We start from the raw sequence: 18,082 nt of genomic DNA on the forward strand, positions 1-18,082 counted from the left end.
CTACTGGCAGCAGCAGCTCCGGTTTCGGCCTCGGCCGTTAAGGCTGCGGGATCGCCGCGAGCAGGTTCTGCAGCTTCTCCCGGGTCGCGGCGAAGTAGCTGTTCTCGCGATGCAGCGCACGATGGAAGGCGGCCAGCTCCGCGGACGAGATCGTGTTCGAGAACGTGCTGATCTCGGTCAGGTCGAGGCGCCGGTTGAACAGGTGCACGGTGTCCCGCCAGCGGTGCAGCAGCCCGACCAGGTCGGCATCGCGGTGAAGCCCCAGCGCGCCAGACACCAGCGCGAGATCGACCGCGGACACCACCAGCCGCGGGTACACCTGCCGACTCGTGGGTGCGTCAGGCGAGAACCGCTCGTCGTTGAGCAGCCGGGTGTTCTCCTGCAGTTCGTCCACCACAGCCCGCAGTACTTCGGTACGCCGCTCCGCCTCGGCTGTGAGCCGCTCGACGAAGATGCCGCTCAGCCCGGCGACCAGCGTGAGGGTGTTGACGGCCGGTTCCCAGCGCGAGTTCCCCGGCCAGAAGAACCAGATGATGCCGAGAACGAACGCCACCCCGAGCAGCCCGTACGTCACCACGGTGACGACGGTGCGCCGGGTCATACTGCCCAGATGTCGTCGGCGAGGCTGTGTGCCGCCTCGCCGGCCGCGTCCGGTGCGAGCAGGAGCAGCTCCAGGCCGAACGGGTTCGGACGGCGGGTGTACCGGAACTGGGACTGGATCGCCTCGACCGGTGTCAGCTGGCAGGCCTCGGTGAGCCGCTTGAGCCGGGTGGTCGAGTACTTGCGGGTGGTGTAGAGCCGGATCGTGTCGCCGATCGGCAGCACCACCTCGGTGTGGTCCGGCAGCTCCATCCGGATCTCGCTGTCGGTGTCGTTCTGCCAGAGGATCTTGACCAGTAGCGCGTCCTCGTCCTCGACCTCGCCGATGAACTTGACCCGGTCGTTGTTGATCTTGAGGTCGGTGTTGTACCGCAGGGCGCTGGTGACGAACTCCGCGAACGCGCGGGTCTGGTGGTACTCGTCGGCCGCCGCGTCCGCGGTCTCCTGGTCGAGTCGGGTGGTGCTGGCCACCTCGAGCAGCAGCCGGTCCTGCGGCCGCAGTACGCGGGTGAGGGTGCTGAGCAGCTCCTCGTCGCTCTCGAAGTTGGCCAGCGTGTTGCCGGTGAGCGTGAACAGGATCGGATCGTTGCCGACCAGCCGGGCGAGCATCTGGGCGAGCTCGTCCATGTTGTCGGCGATCGAGAAGTCCAGTTGCACGGGCAGCACGTGGGAGACCGGGAAGCGGGCGCCGCGGACGGGCTCCAGCGTGCCCATCCGCAGCATCTCCGAGCTCATGTCGACCGGGATGTAGTACATGCCCGGGTTGTTCCGGCGCATGTCGCTGAGGATCGTGCGGTCCTTCACGCCGGTGCCGACGCCGAGGCTGACCAGGTGGAAGCCGCCGTCCTCGACGTGCGGGCGGACCTTGCGCCAGTGCCGCAGGAACGACTCGGCACCCGCCTTCATGACCAGGTAGAACGGGTCGTTGGTGGCGTTCGCCCAGGCGATCGTCGGACCGATACCCCAGTACGAGAAGCCGGACGTGATCTGCTTGCCGTCACCGGTCGTCGAGACCGGCCCGCGCAGGTCACCGGTCAGCGTCGCGAGCTTGTCGGTCTGATCCTCGCCGACGAGCAGCAAGGACCAGGCGAAGTCGTCGTCGGCCAGCGCATGCTCGAGCTTCCGGATCACGGGTACCGGCTCTGCCACGTCTCACCCCTCACACGATGAGACGTCAGGCTATCGGTTGCCGGACCAGACCGCTGGTCAGATCGGCGTGACTGCGTCTGCTTCCCGGCCCTTGGGGCCGTCGACGATCTGGAACTCGACCTGCTGGCCGTCCTCGAGGGTCTTGTACCCGTCCGACACGATCTTGCTCCAGTGCACGAACACGTCGTCCACCTCGCCGCCGCCACCGGTCTCGACGGCAAGAAAACCGTAGCCCTTGTCGGCGTTGAACCACTTCACGGTGCCGCGCACCATCGGAACTCCTCGACCACGGAACCCACTTATCCGGGCCCCTCGCGATGAACAAGCCTAACCGAGCCCGCCGCCACGCAGAGCGCGGTGCCCACCAGCGCGGCGCTGACCCACAGCGGCCCGCGGAACCCGGCGGCCCCGATCGCCAGGCCGCCGAGGACAGGCCCCGCGGCCGCTCCGACGTTGAGCGCGGCGGTCGCGAGTCCACCGGTCAGGACTGGGGACTCGGCGCCGGCGTACAGGACGTAGGCGATCAGCGTCGAGCCGATCGCGAAGGACAAACCGCCTTGCAGGAAAGCCAGAACGACGGTCGGTACGACGTGCGCGGCGGTCAGTGCGAACGCACACCAGCCGAGCAGCAAGATGCCACCGGCAACCAACACGAGCAGGTGGTTGCCGCGATCGGCGTACCGGCCGGCGACGGTGACGCCGGCAAAGGATCCGAGACCGAAGAGCGCGAGCATCAGCGGCACCCAGCCCACGCCGAGACGGGTGACTTCGGTCACGACCGGCGCCAGATAGGTGAACGAGCAGAACGTCGCACCGTTGACGAGCGCCCCGAGCAGCAGCAGTACGCCGAGCCGTCGGCCGACCCGGAACCGCCCGATCGTGGCCGGACCGGTCCCGCGGGCCGGGACCGAGCGCAGGATCGCGATCAGCGCAGGCAACGAGATGATCGCGACCGCCCAGAACGCGGACCGCCAGCCGAAGGACGAACCGAGCAGAGCACCAGCCGGTACGCCGACGATGCACGCGAGCGTCGTACCGCCGAGCAGAACCGAGGTCGCACGTCCCTTCGCGTCCGGGCGGACCAGACTGGTCGCGGTCGCGAGCGCGACGGCCAGGAATCCCGCGTTCGCGAGCGCGGCCAGGATGCGGGTGATCAGCAGTACGACGAAGCTGGTCGTCAGCGCGCCGACCACGTGGACGGCGAGGAAGACGGTCAGTGTCACCAGCAGCGTCCGCCGTCGCGGCCAGCGGGCGCCGAGGACCGCGATCGCCGGAGCGCCGACGATCATGCCGAGCGCGAACGCCGAGGTCAGCCAACCGGCGGTGGGAATCGCGACGCCCAGGTCCTGGGCGATGTCCGGGCCGAGCCCGGAGAGCATGAATTCAGAGGTCGCCTGGGCGAACACGGCCAGGCCGAGCAGGTACAGCACGAAAGGCATGGAGATACTCCCGTAACCATCGATGGAATGCGTCATCGGTGGTTACGGTCTGTCGGCCTCCGGGCTGGACATGCCGCGAGCCTAGGGAACGGCGGGGAAGCCGTCCATCGAGTTAACCGCGGCGGGAGGCGGCCAGGCCGAGGACGCCGGCTGTGACGAGGAGGAGGGCGCTGGTGACGCCGAGGTCGTCGGTCTGCAGGACGCCGTTCTCGGTCAGCATCCAGATCGTGGCCGCGCCGGTCAGGACCGCGCCCGTCACGACACCGGGAACGTCCGGCTTCGTCTTGCGTGGCTGCTGGCTCATCCGCGCTCCACCTTGATGCTGCCCAGCCTGACATCCAGGTCCAGGGTGACCTGCTGCGGGCCGGCTTTGCCGTCCGTGCCCAGGTCGTTGAGGTTCAGCTCGGCATTATGTCCGCCCTGGTGCTGGTTGAGGAAGGCAACGTCTCCCATTTCGGCCGACAGGTTGCCGGTCACGTCGACGTTCGAGGGCAGCTTGACGATCACTTCGCCGGCACCGCCGTGGACGTCTACCTTCGCGCCCGGGCCGAACTTCGCCTTGGTCAGGTCCAGATGCACCGACCCGGCGTCGAACTGGTAGCTGGTCCCGGTCGCGGTGATGGTCTGGCCGACCGGCGCGACGTAGTTGGTGTCGGCGAAGTTGCGCGGCACGTTCGGGAACACCGTGCTCGCCACCGCACCGGCCGCGAGCAGGATGCCCAGCGGCAGCAGGGCCAGCGTGCGGCCGACGAACCCGCCGAGCAGCATGCCGGCGCCGAGCGTGGCCAGGCCGATGACCAGCATGGTCGCCGTGGAGGCGCCGGCCAGCGCGGCGATACCGATCGCGAGACCGGTCAGTACGACGACGATCGACTTGATCCCGCGCATGCCCTTGGCGGGCGGTCCGGCGGGCTCGGTGCTGACCGGCGGGGTGGTGCCGGCCGGCTCGTCGACGTACAGGCCGAGAGGGTCGTCCTCGGTCCACACAGGCTGGACCGGTTCGACGGTGCGGTCCTGGGGTCGCTGTGTGGCCGAGGACGACGGACCCGCCGGGGGAGCTGACGGGTCGTACTGGGTGGTGCCTTGAGGAGACGCGTACGCCGAAGTGGCCTGCTGGACGGGCGTGGTGTCCTGCGGGCGACCGGTCCAGTTGGTGTCCTGGCCGGTCCAGTTCGCGTTCGGACCGCCCATGTACTGGCTGCGCCGGCCGCGGCCGATCCCGCCGTTCTTACGCTGCTTGGCGACCACGAAGATCACCGCGAGCACGATCAGCGGACCGGGAACGAACCGGCCGAAGTCGAACGAGGACATCATCGCGATCGCGGCGAACACACAGGCGCCGATCACGACCGGCCACAGCCACGGGTGGTCGGGACGGACCCGGTCACCGAGCAGACCCTGCGCCGCCGAGCGGTCGCTGCCCTCGTCGGGCATCAGCACCCAGGCGGCGATGTAGAAGATGATCCCGGGACCGCTGAGGATCAGTACGGCCATCACCACGCGGATCAGCACGGGGTCGATGTTCAGCGCGCGGCCGATGCCGCCGCAGACACCGGCGACCCAACGGTCCGACCTGCTGCGCCGCCACGTCTGCGGGTTCTGCAGGCGGTCGCGGTCGAACCCACCGGGTCCACTCTGGTTCTGCTCCATGTCATCGATACTCACACCACACGCGGGCGCGGAACATCGGGATGCACCCTGACGATCCCCCGAGTCCGGCCGGGGCGGGCGGGGGCTTCAGGGTTATCCCCGAGCCGCCCCTGAGCCAGGCGCGCGGGCGTTGAGGAGGCGGCCGGGGACAAGCCTGCTGGTGTGCGGCCCGTCCACATGTGACGATCGTTGTGATGAGCCAGCCAGCAGCCGCGCCGCCGGGCGGGACCTCCACGAACGGAGGCCAGCCCGAGCAGCCGCCTGCCCAGTCTGCACAGTCCGGGCAAGAGCAGTGGCGCTACAAAGGCTGGGGTCCCGAAGGCCCCGGGCAGTACCAAGGCCCGTACGCCGCCTACGCCGCCCGCATGGCCGCGGAGCAGGCCGCCGGCACCCACCACGCCGGCAGCCACCAGTACGCGCCGGGAGCAGGTGGCGCGTGGACGCCCCCGCCGTACGGCCAGTCCGGATCGGCCGGTCCCGGGGCGGCGCTCCCGCCTCGGCAGCCGACGGACCCGCCTCGCCGGGCGTACCGGCGTACAGAAGGTCGTGTCGTCGCGGGTGTGGCCGGCGGGATCGCGGACCACCTGGGCGTATCGGACACCATCGTTCGCCTGGTCCTGATCGCGACCACAGTCTTCGGCGGCTTCGGCGTACTGATCTATGCAGCTCTCTGGTTCCTGATGCCGCTCGCGCCGGACAACATCCCTGGCGCGCCCGGCCTCGCCGCGCACACCCGGAGCGGAATGCGCTCCGACGAGCCGCCGCCACCGGTGGCCGAGGCGAAGCAGCGGAAGCGGGAGAAGAGCCGCGGCCAGCTGCCCGCGTTGGTGGCCATCGGCATCGGTCTGTGCCTGCTGCTGCAGGTGGCCGGGTTCGGGATCGCCGGGAAGCTGTTCTGGCCGCTGGTGTTCGCTGCGACCGGTCTCGCGCTGATCTGGCGGCAGGCGGACGAGAACCAGAAGGACAAGTGGACGCAGGACATCCGCGTCCCGATCCTCGGCCTGGTGCTCGGCAAGGGCGGCTGGAAGTCGCTCATCCGGATCGCCGTCGGCCTGATCCTGATCGGTACCGCGGTCACCCTGTTCCTGGTCCAGAACGGCCGGCTCTCGATGGTCGGCGACGTACTCATCGCGCTGCTGCTCGCCGTCGTCGGCATCGGTGTCATCGCCGGGCCGTGGGTGCACCGGCTGAGCCGCGACCTGAACTCCGAGCGGGCCGAGCGGGTCCGCTCCCAGGAGCGCGCCGACATGGCCGCGCACCTGCACGACTCGGTGCTGCAGACGCTCGCGCTGATCCAGAAGCAGGCCGAGGACCCGAAGGCCGTCACCCGGCTGGCGCGCTCGCAGGAGCGCGAGCTGCGGTCCTGGCTGTACGACGAGGACGACACCACCGACCAGACCATCGCCAGCGCGGCGAAGCGGGCCGCGGCCGAGGTCGAGGACTCGCACGGCGTACCGATCGAGGTGATCACGGTCGGTGACTGCGACCTGACCGAGCCGCTGTCGTCGATGGTCCGGGCCGCGCGCGAATCGATGGTGAACGCCGCAAAGCACTCCGGAGCTGCGAAGATCGACGTGTTCGTCGAGGTCGACGGCGACCGGGTCGAGATGTTCGTCCGCGACCGGGGCAAGGGTTTCGTGGTCGACGAGGTGCCGGACGACCGGCTCGGCCTGCGACACAGTGTGATGGGCAGGATGGAACGGCACGGCGGCCGCGCAACAGTGCGGTCCGATCCGGAGACGGGGACCGAAGTGCGACTGGAGATGGACAGATGAGCAGCAGGCGCGTTGTCGTCGTCGACGATCACGACATGTTCCGGGCCGGGGTACGCAGCGAGATCGGCGCCTCGGTCGACATCGTCGGGGAGGGATCCGACGTCGACACCGCGGTCAAGGCGATCGTCGGCACCGAGCCCGACGTCGTACTGCTCGACGTGCACCTGCCCGGCGGCGGTGGCACCGAGGTGATGAAGCAGGTGCACCAGCGGCACCCGGACGTCAAGTTCCTCGCGCTGTCGGTGTCGGACGCGGCCGAGGACGTGATCGGCGTGATCCGGGCCGGCGCCCGCGGGTACGTCACCAAGAACATCTCCGGCACCGAGCTGATCGACGCGATCAACCGGGTCGCCGACGGTGACGCGGTGTTCTCGCCGCGGCTGGCCGGCTTCGTGCTGGACGCCTTCTCCGGCGCGATCGACATCGCCTCGGTGGACGAGGATTTGGACCGGCTATCCCAGCGTGAGCGCGAAGTACTGCGGCTGATCGCGCGCGGCTACGCGTACAAGGAAGTCGCCCGCGAGCTGTTCATCTCGGTGAAGACCGTCGAGACCCACGTCTCCTCGGTACTACGGAAGCTGCAGCTGTCCAACCGGCACGAGCTGACCCGCTGGGCAACCGACCGACGCCTGGTCTGACCTGAACTGCCCCCTTCGGGGTAATCTCCACCAACCGGGTGGGGATTGGAGGGGGCAGGGTCATGTTCCATTACGTGCTGCGACGGGTGGCGTCCGCGATCAGTGTGGTCGCGGTCACTCTGGCGGCGACGTTCGCGCTGTTCTTCATCGCGCCCACGGATCCCGCGGCGGCGATCTGCGGTGAGCGCAAGTGCCCGCAGTCGCGGTACCTCGAGATCAAGAAGAACCTGCACCTCGACGAGCCGAAGGTTCAGCAGTTCACCCGGTACGCCGCGGGCATCGTGGTCGGCCGCGACTTCGAGACGTCCGGCGTGGTCCAGCACTGCTCGGCGCCGTGCCTGGGCTTCTCGTTCAAGAACGACCGCCCGGTGACCGGCACGCTGATGTCCAGGCTGCCGGTGACCGCCTCGTTGGTCCTCGGGTACGGCGTACTCGTGCTGACCATCGGCGTGACGGCCGGCGCGATGTCGGCCAGACGACGCGGTACGCCGGGGGACCGTCTGCTGATGAGCGGCACGCTGCTGATCAGCTCGGTGCCGTACTACATCGTCGGGCTGATGGCGGCGCTCTACCTGACGATCCTCTACCCGATCCTGCCGAGGAGCGGCTGGGTGTCGCCGCTGGAGAACCCGTGGCACTGGTTCACCGGCCTGGTGGCGCCGTGGGTGATCCTGAGCGTCTACGGCTGCACGGACTACGCCCGCTACTCCCGCGGGTCGATGGTGGAGACGCTGAACGAGGACTTCATCCGGACCGCTCGGGCCAAGGGGCTGTCGGATCGGGTCGTCACCTACAAGCACGCGCTGCGGGCCGGGCTGATCCCGGTCGTCACGATCTTCGGCCTGGACCTGGCCGCCAGCCTGTCCGGCGCGATCTTCACCGAGAAGATCTTCGACCTGCCCGGGCTCGGCGTACTGGCGCTGGACGCCGTCAGCGACTACGACCTGCCGCTGATCATGGGCTCGGTCCTGCTCGGCTCGGTGCTACTGGTCGCGATGAACCTGATCGTCGACCTCGCCTACAGCGTGATCGACCCCCGGGTCAGGCTGCAGTAGCTGATCAGCGGCCGGCGGACGTGTACGGCAGCAGGGCCATCTCGCGGGCGTTCTTGATCGCGCGGGCGACCTGTTTCTGCTGCTGCACCGACAGTCCGGTGACCCGGCGGGAGCGGATCTTGCCGCGGTCGGAGATGAACTTCCGCAGCAGCGCGGTGTCCTTGTAGTCGATGTAGGTGATGCCGTCGCGGTCCAGCGGGTTCTGCTTCGGCTTGCGCTTTCCGGTCGGGGCCGGGCGTCGGGGCATGGCACCGCTCCTTCTTGAATGTCGTTTTCAACTAGCGTAGCGCAGGTGTCCATCGGTGGCGCGTTTCGGCCAGGGCATGGATTCGCCACCCCGATACCGGCGGTCCCGGCTTGGTGGCTGTTATACCGTCGACTCTTATGGAGCGGAATCTCACAGCCGATCAGCTCGCGCTCTTCGAGAAGGAGTTCGCGTCGAACCCGCAGTACCGGGTGATGCAGAACGCCGTCACGCAGACGCCGGTCAACAGCATTGCCCTCGACCGTCAGGTCGTCACCTCGATCGACCATTCGGTGTCGAACCTTCTGGACGACTGGAAGGTGACGAACCAGAAGAAGAGCGGCCGGTGCTGGATGTTCGCCGGCCTGAACCTGCTCCGGGTCGGCGCGGCCGGGAAGCTCGGGGTCAAGGACTTCGAGTTCTCGCAGAACTACGTGCTGTTCTGGGACAAGTTCGAGCGGGCCAACTTCTTCCTCGAGGCGATGATCGAGACCGCCGACCGGGACGCCGACGACCGGACGGTGGCGCACCTGCTGTCCGACCCGATCAGCGACGGCGGCCAGTGGAACATGTTCATCGCGATCGTCCGTAAGCACGGCCTGGTGCCGAAGTCGGCGATGCCGGAGACCGAGAGCTCGTCCGCGACGGCCCAGCTCAACGACGCGCTGCGCAAGCTGCTGCGCCAGGGTGCGCGCGACCTGCGCGCGCTCGAGGGTGACGAGGCCCGGCGCGAGCGCAAGCGCGAGATCCTGACCACCGTGCACCGGGTGCTGAGCATCCACCTCGGCACGCCGCCGCAGAAGTTCCTGTGGCAGTGGAAGGACTCCGACAAGGGCTTCCACCGTGACGGCTGGACGACGCCGCTCGAGTTCGCGGCGGAGTACGTGCAGCTGCCGGTCGACGACTACGTCTGCCTCGTCCACGACCCGCGCTCGACCAGCCCGGTCGGCAAGACCTTCACCGTCGACTACCTCGGCAACGTCATCGACGCCCCGCCGGTGGTCTACCTGAACGTCGAGATCGACCTGATGAAGCAGCTCACCCAGGACGCGATCGTCGGCGGCGAGCCGGTCTGGTTCGGCTGCGACGTCGGCAAGCAGATGAACTCCGACCTCGGCTTCTGGGACGCCAAGCTGTACGACTACGGCTCGGTCTACGACACCGAGTTCACCCTGGACAAGGCCGAGCGGCTGGTCCACCACGAGACGCTGATGACGCACGCGATGCTGTTCACCGGTGTCGACCTGGTCGACGGCAAGCCGCGGCGCTGGCGGGTCGAGAACAGCTGGGGTGACGAGAAGGCCGACAGCGGCTTCTGGACCATGAACGACTCGTGGTTCGGCGAGCACGTCTTCGAGATCGCCGTACGCCGTTCCGCGCTGCCGGCCGAGCTGCAGGCCCGTCTGGACGACGAGCCGATCGTGCTCCCGGCCTGGGACCCGATGGGCGCCCTAGCGGATTAGTCCCAGCGCCTCGGCCGGACGCTCGAGGGTCGGCAGGTGGCCGGCCCACGGGAGGTGGATCCGCTCCACCGTCGGCAGCCGTTCGGCCAGGTAGTCCGCGCTGTTGGTGAAGAACGCGAAATCATGCGCGCCCGTGATCAGCCTCACGGGCGCGCTGATCTTTTCCGGCTCCACCGGGTACTCCTCGTTCTCGACGTCCCCGGCCGCGAGCTGTACGTCGTACGCACGCCGCTGCATGGTCCTGAGCAGCGCTCGCGCCTCGTCGTCCGCCTCCGGACCGATCCACCGCTGGACGGTGAGCTCGGTCGCACCGTCGACGTCTCCTGCCTCCAGGAGGGCGTTCTCCTCCGACCACAACGCCCGCAGGTTGTCGTCGGGTACGACGTTGTCGGTCGGCGCGCACAGCAGCACCAGCCGGTTGAACCGCTCCGGCGCCCGGCTGGCGACCTGCTGTACGACGTACCCGCCGTACGACGCTCCGACCGCGGTAACGCTCTCCACGCCCAGCTCGTCGAGCAGCGCGAGCACATCGCCGGCATCGGAGTACTTCGCTCCCGGCTCCAGCGGGGTCTCGCCGTACCCGCGCAGGTCCAGCGTGATCACGCGGTGGTCCGCCTTGAGCTCCTCGACCTGCCTGGCCCACATCCGCGCATCAGCCACGCCCGCGTGCACCAGGAGGAGATCAGGTCCGTCGCCGGCAACTGCGTGAGAAATCGTCATGCCCGCACCCTGACTGGTCGGGCGACGGGCTGCAAACCGATTAGCGCATCCGGATGACGGTGAAGGCTTCGGCGTAGTGGTTGGGCGGGAAGCCGGCGGCGGTGGCCACGCGGTTGAAGTTGGCCCGGATGCCCTTGAGCAGGCCTTCGGGGTCGCGGTGCTGGCTGGTGTGGGACATCAGCGCGGCCAGCTTCTGGTCGAAGGTGTCGGTGATGTCGACGTGGTGGTTGATGTCCGGGTGGTCCATCATCCACAGCTCGTCGACGTCCCAGGCCTCCTCGGCCACGTCGGTGTACGCGTACGGGTTGCCCGCGGCTGGGTAGAACGCCCGTACGGCGGCCTCGGCCGCGGCCAGGTGGTCCGGGTGGGAGACCTGGAGGCGGGACCACACGCGCTCGGGCGATTGCGTGAGCAGGCGCTGCGGACGGACCGTGCGGATCACCCGGCTGATGTCGCGGACCAGCTCGAACGTCGGCTCGACCGCGCCGTCGTCGTACCCGAGGAAGTGCAGGTCGTGGACCCCGACGTGTTCCGCGGCCGCGGTCTGCTCGGCCCGTCGTACGGCGGGAATCTCGGCCCGATCCCGCTCCGGCTCGAAGCCGCCGGCCTGACCGTCCGTGACGATGCAGTAGTGCACGTCGATTCCGGCCTTGGTCCACACTGCGACCGTGCCGGCGCCGCCGAAATCGATGTCGTCGGGGTGCGCGACCACCACCAGCACCCGCTCGATTTCGCTGTCCGGTCGCGGATTCGCCTCAGGCACGGTCACTCGGCGAGCCTATCCGTTTGCCTGGATGGGCACAGTTGAATTCATGGAGTTCGGTGGCACGTGCGATCCGCAGGACGCCGGCCTCGACCCGGACCTGCTGACACAAGCGATTGAGTTGATCGAGACCCGCGGAACGATCGCGCAGCTGTGCGTTGTCCGCGACGGTCGGGTGGTCGTCGATCGCTCCTTCGGGTGTCCACCGGACGCGTTGTTCTGGCTCTTCTCCGCAAGCAAGCCGTACCTCGCTGTGGTGATCCACCAGCTCGTCGAGTCCGGCCGGCTGCACCTGGACGACGCGGTCGCGGCGTACTGGCCGGAGTTCGGGGAGAACGGGAAGCGCGAGATCACCGTCCGCCATGTCCTGCGGCACCGGTCCGGCGTGACGAATGCCGGCTCGTACGTCGGTGAGGTCCGCGCGATGACCGACTGGACCCGTTCGCTGCAGCGGATCGAGGAGTCCAAACCCCGCTGGCCGATCGGCACCGTCGCGTACAGCCCGCTCGCCTTCGGGTTCATCCTGAGCGAGGTCGCCCGGCGCTGCAGCGGCATCCCGATCCACGAGCTGGTACGACGATTCGTCCTCGAGCCGCTCGGGGTCGCCGACACGTACCTCGGGTTGCCCGACGACGTGTGGGACCGGCATGTGCCGATCCGTGCGACCGGTCCGCTCGGGCCGTTCATCCAGTCCGTGGTGAATCGGCGCAGTACGCGCGAGGCCGTCGTACCGGCGGCTGGGATGTCGACGACGGCGCGGGATCTGGTCACGTTCTATCAGGCGTTGCTCGGCGGACATCTGCTGCGACCCGAGACGCTTGCGGTGGCGTGCGAGCCGAGCAGCGAAGGTGATATCGACCGGACAGCGCGGGCGCCGATCCGTTGGTCGCAAGGGTTTCAGCTCGGTGGACCGCGGTGGATCGAGGGCGCGTCGACGTCGCTCGGATCGCTGAGCAGTCCGCGGACGTTCGGCCACAACGGGAGCAACTGCTGCATCGGGTGGGCCGACCCGGACCGCCAGATCGCGTACGCGTACCTGACCAACCGGGTCGGCCGTCCGACCGCCGACCTCACCCACCACGCCGCCGTCGCCGACAAGGTGCTCGAGGCGGCCGGCTAGGCGAGTGCGGGCACCTGGAGCCGCTCGGTGATCACGTGGTCGACGATGCCGTACGACTTGGCACCTTCCGCCGTCAGCACGTGGTCCCTATCGGTGTCGTGCCGCAGCTGCTCGATCGTCTGACCGGTGTGCCGCGCCAGGATCGACTCGACCTGGCCGCGGACCCGCACGACCTCGTCGGCCTGCAGGATCAGGTCCGGGATCGTGCCCCGGCCACTCGCCGCCGGCTGGTGCAGGACGATCCGCGCATGCGGCAGTACGGCGCGACGCCCGGCCGCACCCCCGGCCAGCAGGACCGCTCCGGCCGAGATCGCCTGCCCGACGCAGAACGTGGCGACCGGCGACTGGATGTACTGCATGGTGTCGTAGATCGCGAGCATGGCGGTCATGTCGCCGCCCTCGCAGTTGATGTACAGGTTGATCTCCTGCTCGGGCTTGTCGACCTCGAGGTGCAGGAGCTGTGCGATCAGTGCGTTCGCGACGCCGGCGTCGATCGCCGTACCCAGGTAGATGATGCGTTCGCTGAGCAGGTGCGAGTAGACGTCCATGATCCGCTCGCCCCGCGGATGCTGGGCGATCACGTTGGGGATCGTGTAGCTGCTCATGCCGCTACCTCCTTCAGCTTCGGCATGACCTGGTCGAACGACTCGACGATGTGGTCGATGAAGCCGTACGTGCGGGCCTGGTCGGCGGTGTACCAGTGGTCGTGCAGCGAGTCCTCGTGCACGGTCTCGAACGGCTGGCCGGTGTCGTCGGCGATCAGCCCGAGCACGGTGTCGCGGATGTGCCGCAGGTCGTTGGCCTGGATCTCGATCTCCACCGCGGAGCCGCCGATCCCGGCCGAGCCCTGGTGCATCAGGATGCGGGCGTGCCGCAGGGCGTAGCGCTTGCCCGGCGTACCGGCCGACAGCAGGAACTGCCCTGCGCTGCAGGCCAGCCCGATCGCCAGCGTCGACACGTCGCACGGCACCAGCCGCATCGCGTCGCGGATCGCGAGCATCGACGGCACCGAGCCGCCCGGCGAGTGGATCCAGAACGCGATGTCGGTGTCCGGGTCCTCGGCCGCGAGCGTCATGATCTGGGTGGTCAGGAGGGTCCCGAGGTCGTCGTCGAGGGCTCGGTCCAGGACGACGATCCGCTGCCCGAGCAACCGCTGCCGGGCAGTCTCGTTGAACAACGGCGCTTTCATGTCTTCTGCCATGTCATCCACCCTGACGCGGGCGGAACGCCGTACCCCAGCTTTTCTGCTCACGGCAAGTCTGCCCACAGCAAAGCTGATGCTGTGGCAGGCTCCTGCGGGTGATTCTGACTGACGAGTTGTCCGAGCAGGAGCGTGTGCTGCTCGAACTGACGGCGACCCCGGCGGCGACGCTGCTCGGTGCGGCGTCGATGATCCTGCGTACGACGCTGTTCAGCGAGGACCCGGCGGCCTGGGTGGACATGTGGCAGGCGCGTCCCGACCTGGCCCGGATCGAGTGGTCGGACGGGCCGGAGCTCGCCGACGTCGTCGCGCACCTCGCCGCGAAGGACTACGAAGGCACGATCGAAGGCGTCCCGGGGCTGCGGATCACGTCGTACGACGACAACTCCGCCAAGCTGCTCTGGCTCGGCGCGGCCACCCCGGTCGTGCTCCACCTCACCCGCCAACTCTCCTAGCTTTCGGTAACTGTCGGCGGGAGCGCCTAAGGTGTTGAGTGATGACTACGCTGTTCTCGCCTGATGAGCTCCCAGTGCCGCTGGAGGAGCCGAAGACGTCCCGGACCGACCCGGATTCGCTGCTCGAGGGGCTGAATCCGCAGCAGCGCGCGGCCGTGGTGCACAGCGGCAAGCCGCTGCTGGTGGTGGCCGGTGCGGGCTCGGGCAAGACCCGGGTGCTGACCCGGCGGATCGCCTACCTGCTGGCGGCCCGCGACGCGCACCCCGGGTCGATCCTGGCGATCACGTTCACCAACAAGGCCGCCGCGGAGATGCGCGAGCGGGTGGTGGAGCTGGTCGGGCCGCGGGCGAAGCTGATGTGGGTCTCGACGTTCCACTCCTCATGTGTGCGGATCCTCCGCCGCGACATCAAGCGGTTCGGGATCAGCTCGACGTTCTCGATCTACGACGACACCGACTCGCGCCGGCTGATGACGCTGGTCTGCCGCGAGCTCGACCTCGACGTCAAGCGGTACAACCCGCGCGCCGTGCTGAACTGGATCAGCACCCAGAAGAACGAGTTGATCGACCACGAGACGGCGGCGGCGAAGGCCGAGAACCATCTCGAGGAGACGTACGCCGAGTGCTACCGGACGTACCAGGAGCGCCTCGCCCAGGCGAACGCGCTGGACTTCGACGACCTGCTGATGACCACGGTCAACCTGCTGCAGGCCTTCCCCGAGGTCCGTGAGTACTACCGCCGCCGCTTCCGTCACGTGCTCGTCGATGAGTACCAGGACACCAACCACGCGCAGTACACGCTGATCCGCGAGCTCTGTGGCGAGGATCCGGCCGCCATCAACAATTCAGATGGCAACGGTCCGACCGCGCCGCCGGCCGAGCTGATGGTTGTGGGCGACTCCGACCAGTCGATCTATGCGTTCCGCGGCGCGACGATCCGCAACATCCTCGCGTTCGAAGAGGATTTCGCCGGCGCCGAGACGATCCTGCTCGAGCAGAACTACCGCTCGACCCAGACGATCCTGTCCGCGGCCAACGCGGTGATCGCCCGCAACGAGGGCCGGATGGCGAAGAACCTCTGGTCCGACCAGGGCCAGGGCGAGCAGATCGCGGTGTACGTCGCCGACAACGAGCACGACGAGGCGCAGTTCGTCGCCGATGAGATCGACCGGCTCACCGACGCCGACGGGATCAAGCCGTCCGACGTCGCGGTCTTCTACCGGACCAACGCGCAGTCCCGCGTCTTTGAAGAGGTCTTCATCCGCACCGGCCATCCGTACAAGGTCGTCGGCGGCGTCCGGTTCTACGAGCGCAAGGAGGTCCGCGACGCGCTCGCGTACCTGCGCGTGCTGACGAACCCGGAGGACACCGTCTCGCTGCGCCGGATCATGAACGAGCCGAAGCGCGGGATCGGCGACCGGGCCGAGGCGGCGATCGAGGCGCTGGCGGCCCGCGACCGGATCTCGTTCGCGGCCGCGATGCGCCGGGCCGAGGACGCGCCGGCGATGGCATCGCGCTCGGTGAACGCCGTACAGGCCTTCGTGGACATCCTCGACGAGCTGACCGCGATGGTCGACTCGGGCGCTCCGCCGGACGACATCCTCGACGTCGCGCTGCACCGTTCGGGGTACTACGAGACGCTGCAGAAGTCCCCGGATCCGCAGGACGAGACCCGCCTGGAGAACCTGGACGAGTTCATCTCGGTCGCGCGCGAATTCGTCGAGGAGCGGACCGCGGCCGGTGAAGCCGCCGATCTACAGGCGTTCCTCGAGCGGGTCGCGCTGGTCGCCGATGCGGACCAGATCCCGGACGCGGCCACCGACGGCGTGGTCACGCTGATGACGCTGCACACCGCGAAGGGCCTGGAGTTCCCGGTCGTGTTCCTGACCGGCATGGAGGACGGCGTCTTCCCGCACTCGCGTTCGCTGACCGATCTGAAGGAGCTCGAGGAGGAGCGCCGGCTCGCGTACGTCGGCATCACCCGCGCCCGGCAGCGGCTGGCGATCTCGCGGGCCGCGGTGCGTTCGGCGTACGGCGCTCCGCAGCACAACCCGCCGTCGCGGTTCCTGGAGGAGATCCCGGGCGAGCTGCTCGACTGGCGGCGTGATGAGTCCGCGATCACCCGCTGGTCCGGTACCGGGACGGTCCGCGGCAGCGGCATCCCGAGCCGGTACGAGCCGGCCCGCCGGAGCGCCTCCGACAAGCCGGTGATCAGCCTCAACCCGGGCGACCGCGTCGTACACGACACGTTCGGGATGGGCACGGTCGTCGTGGTCCGGGGCGAAGGTCAGCAGGCGCAGGCCGATATCGACTTCGGCTCCGAAGGCGTCAAGCGGCTGCTGCTCCGGTACGCGCCGGTGGAGAAGATCTGAGTCGGTAAGGCAAGTCCGCGTCAACCTTTCGGACGTTTGCGTTGCATCTGCGCCGGAGATTGAGACAATCAAGGATCTTCGGCCCCCTCCCCGGAAGTGTCCTCCCTCATGTCCAAGTCGGCTGGCAGCAACCGCCGGATCATTCTGGCGGGGGCCAATCCTGGGCTGCGGCTGTTCGACGAGAACGGCAAGGTGACGGCGTACGCCTCGATCTGGATGGTCGACTGGTCCATCCGCGGCTCGGGTACGGCGGTCGTGCTCTGGTTCGACGGGATCGTCCGGGTGGTCTCCGAAGACGTCGACCTCGCCTCCTGGCTGGAGCGGTACTTCGTCCGCTCGTTCCTCGAGGTGCAGGGGCTGCCGTGGCATGAGCCGGCCGTCGAGCGGGATCTGGTCCAGGTGTCGATGAACCTCGCGGACGGGCTGAGCGCGAAGGCGGCCGACATCCAGATCGAGATGGGCGGCGTACTCGACCGGCGGCTGTTCGCGACCGACAACTTCCAGCTCGCCGAGGGCAACCACAGTCTGAGCCTGGTGATCGCGCCGGTCCGGTCGGCGACCGTCTCGATCGGCGGTGCGTCGGTGCCGGGGTTCGTGCAGGTCGACGGGTCGCCGGACAAGCCCGGATCGTCCGCGTTCCTGACCACCGCCGAAGTCTGGCAGCGCTGACCCCTTACGCTGTACGAATGGCAAGTCAGGCGCCGGTGCCACGCGTACCGCTGAGCCGGGACCGGGTACTGCGGGCCGCGGTCGAACTCGCCGACGCCGACGGCCTCGACGCCGTCACGATGCGCCGGATCGGTGAAGCGCTCGGCGCCGAGGCGATGTCGCTGTACTACCACGTCGCCAACAAGAACGACCTCCTCGACGGCATCGTCGACGTCCTGATGGCCGAGCTCAACGAGGCCGTCGACCGCCTGGTCGTGGTCAACGACTGGAAGGCCGCGATGCGGCACCGCATCCTCACCGCGCGGGCCGTGATGCTCCGGCACCCGTGGGCGCCACGACTACTGGAGAGCCGTACGACGATGCGCCCGGCCGTGGTGATCTACCACGACCGGCTCGTCGGGCTGATGCGGTCAGGCGGGTTCTCGTACGACCTCGCCCATCACGCGCTGCATGCGCTCGGCAGTCGGGCACTCGGGTTCAGCCAGGAACTGTTCGACCCGGGGAACGCCGCCCCGGACCCGGACGCCGACGCCCGGATGCTCGCCGACCTGGCCGCGCAGGTGCCGAACCTGGCCGGCATGCTCGCCGAGGTCGCGCACGACGACCCCGACTCGACGATCGGCTGGTGCGACGACCAGGAAGAGTTCGAGTTCGCGCTCGACCTGATCCTCGACGGCCTCGACCGGCTCGCGTCCCGCTAGAACTCTTCGCCCGACCCCTTGACGTTTCTTACGCCGTAAGTCAGCCTTACGACGTAAGACTTACAACG

20 protein-coding genes are annotated in these 18,082 nt (G+C 68.5%); 9 read left to right on the forward strand and 11 right to left on the reverse strand.

Annotation, left to right across the window (positions count from 1 at the left end; all coding sequences use genetic code 11):
* Positions 1-37: 37 nt before the first annotated feature.
* The 6 genes from ACFWUU_RS33980 to ACFWUU_RS34005 form a co-directional block, all read right to left on the reverse strand.
* Positions 38-601 carry a hypothetical protein gene (locus ACFWUU_RS33980; RefSeq protein ID WP_380181697.1) on the reverse strand — a complete coding sequence of 188 codons (564 nt, stop codon included), beginning with the start codon at positions 599-601 and terminating at the stop codon, positions 38-40.
* A complete protein-coding gene (locus tag ACFWUU_RS33985) occupies positions 598-1,749 on the reverse strand; it encodes an L-histidine N(alpha)-methyltransferase (protein WP_380181699.1) in 1,152 nt (383 codons plus the stop codon). The genes ACFWUU_RS33980 and ACFWUU_RS33985 overlap by 4 nt, the downstream gene beginning before the upstream one ends.
* A gap of 57 nt (positions 1,750-1,806) precedes the next feature.
* Positions 1,807-2,022: a cold-shock protein gene (locus tag ACFWUU_RS33990; protein ID WP_380181701.1), complete on the reverse strand. Its 216-nt coding sequence runs from the start codon at positions 2,020-2,022 to the stop codon at positions 1,807-1,809.
* Between the two features lie 26 nt (positions 2,023-2,048).
* On the reverse strand, positions 2,049-3,188 hold the full coding sequence (locus tag ACFWUU_RS33995; RefSeq protein ID WP_380181703.1) for a Cmx/CmrA family chloramphenicol efflux MFS transporter: 1,140 nt from the start codon (positions 3,186-3,188) through the stop codon (positions 2,049-2,051).
* Between the two features lie 112 nt (positions 3,189-3,300).
* The gene (locus ACFWUU_RS34000; protein ID WP_130443947.1) at positions 3,301-3,492 is read right to left on the reverse strand and encodes a hypothetical protein; all 192 of its coding nucleotides are present in this window, start codon (positions 3,490-3,492) and stop codon (positions 3,301-3,303) included.
* A complete protein-coding gene (locus ACFWUU_RS34005) occupies positions 3,489-4,838 on the reverse strand; it encodes a PspC domain-containing protein (RefSeq protein ID WP_380181705.1) in 1,350 nt (449 codons plus the stop codon). The genes ACFWUU_RS34000 and ACFWUU_RS34005 overlap by 4 nt, the downstream gene beginning before the upstream one ends.
* Before the next feature lie 194 nt (positions 4,839-5,032).
* Here ACFWUU_RS34005 and ACFWUU_RS34010 point away from each other — a divergent pair, with 194 nt between their 5' ends.
* From ACFWUU_RS34010 to ACFWUU_RS34020, 3 genes are all read left to right on the forward strand, one after another.
* Positions 5,033-6,613, forward strand: coding sequence for a PspC domain-containing protein (locus ACFWUU_RS34010; protein ID WP_137252705.1), 1,581 nt, complete (start codon positions 5,033-5,035; stop codon positions 6,611-6,613).
* The gene (locus ACFWUU_RS34015) at positions 6,610-7,251 is read left to right on the forward strand and encodes a response regulator transcription factor (protein WP_137252706.1); all 642 of its coding nucleotides are present in this window, start codon (positions 6,610-6,612) and stop codon (positions 7,249-7,251) included. Before ACFWUU_RS34010 ends, ACFWUU_RS34015 begins: the two co-directional genes overlap by 4 nt.
* Positions 7,252-7,313: 62 nt before the next feature.
* Positions 7,314-8,306 (forward strand): ABC transporter permease, encoded by a 993-nt coding sequence (locus ACFWUU_RS34020; protein WP_380181707.1) that lies wholly within the window; start codon positions 7,314-7,316, stop codon positions 8,304-8,306.
* A gap of 4 nt (positions 8,307-8,310) precedes the next feature.
* On the opposite strand, the gene rpsR is transcribed toward ACFWUU_RS34020, so the two are convergent.
* A complete protein-coding gene (gene rpsR / locus ACFWUU_RS34025; protein WP_137252708.1) occupies positions 8,311-8,553 on the reverse strand; it encodes a 30S ribosomal protein S18 in 243 nt (80 codons plus the stop codon).
* Positions 8,554-8,690: 137 nt separating this feature from the next.
* Between rpsR and ACFWUU_RS34030 the strand changes: the two genes are divergently transcribed.
* Positions 8,691-10,013: an aminopeptidase C gene (locus tag ACFWUU_RS34030; protein ID WP_380181709.1), complete on the forward strand. Its 1,323-nt coding sequence runs from the start codon at positions 8,691-8,693 to the stop codon at positions 10,011-10,013.
* Here the strand turns inward: ACFWUU_RS34030 and ACFWUU_RS34035 are convergent.
* Together ACFWUU_RS34035 and ACFWUU_RS34040 are read right to left on the reverse strand one after the other, a co-directional pair.
* Complete coding sequence (locus ACFWUU_RS34035; protein WP_380181711.1) at positions 10,002-10,733, reverse strand: alpha/beta fold hydrolase; 732 nt, start codon at positions 10,731-10,733, stop codon at positions 10,002-10,004. The genes ACFWUU_RS34030 and ACFWUU_RS34035 overlap by 12 nt on opposite strands.
* Positions 10,734-10,773: 40 nt before the next feature.
* Positions 10,774-11,502, reverse strand: a complete 729-nt coding sequence (locus ACFWUU_RS34040; protein WP_380181713.1) for a PIG-L deacetylase family protein — start codon at positions 11,500-11,502, stop codon at positions 10,774-10,776.
* Between the two features lie 43 nt (positions 11,503-11,545).
* On the opposite strand from ACFWUU_RS34040, the gene ACFWUU_RS34045 reads away from it, so the two are divergent.
* A complete protein-coding gene (locus tag ACFWUU_RS34045) occupies positions 11,546-12,616 on the forward strand; it encodes a serine hydrolase domain-containing protein (protein WP_380181715.1) in 1,071 nt (356 codons plus the stop codon).
* Here ACFWUU_RS34045 and ACFWUU_RS34050 read toward each other — a convergent pair.
* On the reverse strand, positions 12,613-13,221 hold the full coding sequence (locus ACFWUU_RS34050) for a ClpP family protease (RefSeq protein ID WP_137252712.1): 609 nt from the start codon (positions 13,219-13,221) through the stop codon (positions 12,613-12,615). The genes ACFWUU_RS34045 and ACFWUU_RS34050 overlap by 4 nt on opposite strands.
* Positions 13,218-13,817 (reverse strand): ClpP family protease, encoded by a 600-nt coding sequence (locus tag ACFWUU_RS34055; protein WP_137252713.1) that lies wholly within the window; start codon positions 13,815-13,817, stop codon positions 13,218-13,220. Before ACFWUU_RS34055 ends, ACFWUU_RS34050 begins: the two co-directional genes overlap by 4 nt.
* A 98-nt stretch (positions 13,818-13,915) precedes the next feature.
* Between ACFWUU_RS34055 and ACFWUU_RS34060 the strand changes: the two genes are divergently transcribed.
* The 4 genes from ACFWUU_RS34060 to ACFWUU_RS34075 all read left to right on the forward strand — a co-directional run bounded on the left by ACFWUU_RS34060 (position 13,916) and on the right by ACFWUU_RS34075 (position 18,014).
* Complete coding sequence (locus tag ACFWUU_RS34060) at positions 13,916-14,272, forward strand: hypothetical protein (protein WP_380181717.1); 357 nt, start codon at positions 13,916-13,918, stop codon at positions 14,270-14,272.
* A 41-nt stretch (positions 14,273-14,313) separates the two neighbouring features.
* Complete coding sequence (gene pcrA, locus ACFWUU_RS34065) at positions 14,314-16,644, forward strand: DNA helicase PcrA (RefSeq protein ID WP_380181719.1); 2,331 nt, start codon at positions 14,314-14,316, stop codon at positions 16,642-16,644.
* A 108-nt stretch (positions 16,645-16,752) separates the two neighbouring features.
* Complete coding sequence (locus ACFWUU_RS34070) at positions 16,753-17,313, forward strand: hypothetical protein (protein ID WP_380181721.1); 561 nt, start codon at positions 16,753-16,755, stop codon at positions 17,311-17,313.
* A 17-nt stretch (positions 17,314-17,330) separates the two neighbouring features.
* Positions 17,331-18,014: a TetR/AcrR family transcriptional regulator gene (locus tag ACFWUU_RS34075; RefSeq protein ID WP_380181723.1), complete on the forward strand. Its 684-nt coding sequence runs from the start codon at positions 17,331-17,333 to the stop codon at positions 18,012-18,014.
* The last annotated feature ends 68 nt before the right edge of the window (positions 18,015-18,082 follow it).

The organism is Kribbella sp. NPDC058693, from assembly GCF_042715335.1.
In the GTDB taxonomy this organism is placed as follows: domain Bacteria; phylum Actinomycetota; class Actinomycetes; order Propionibacteriales; family Kribbellaceae; genus Kribbella; species Kribbella jiaozuonensis.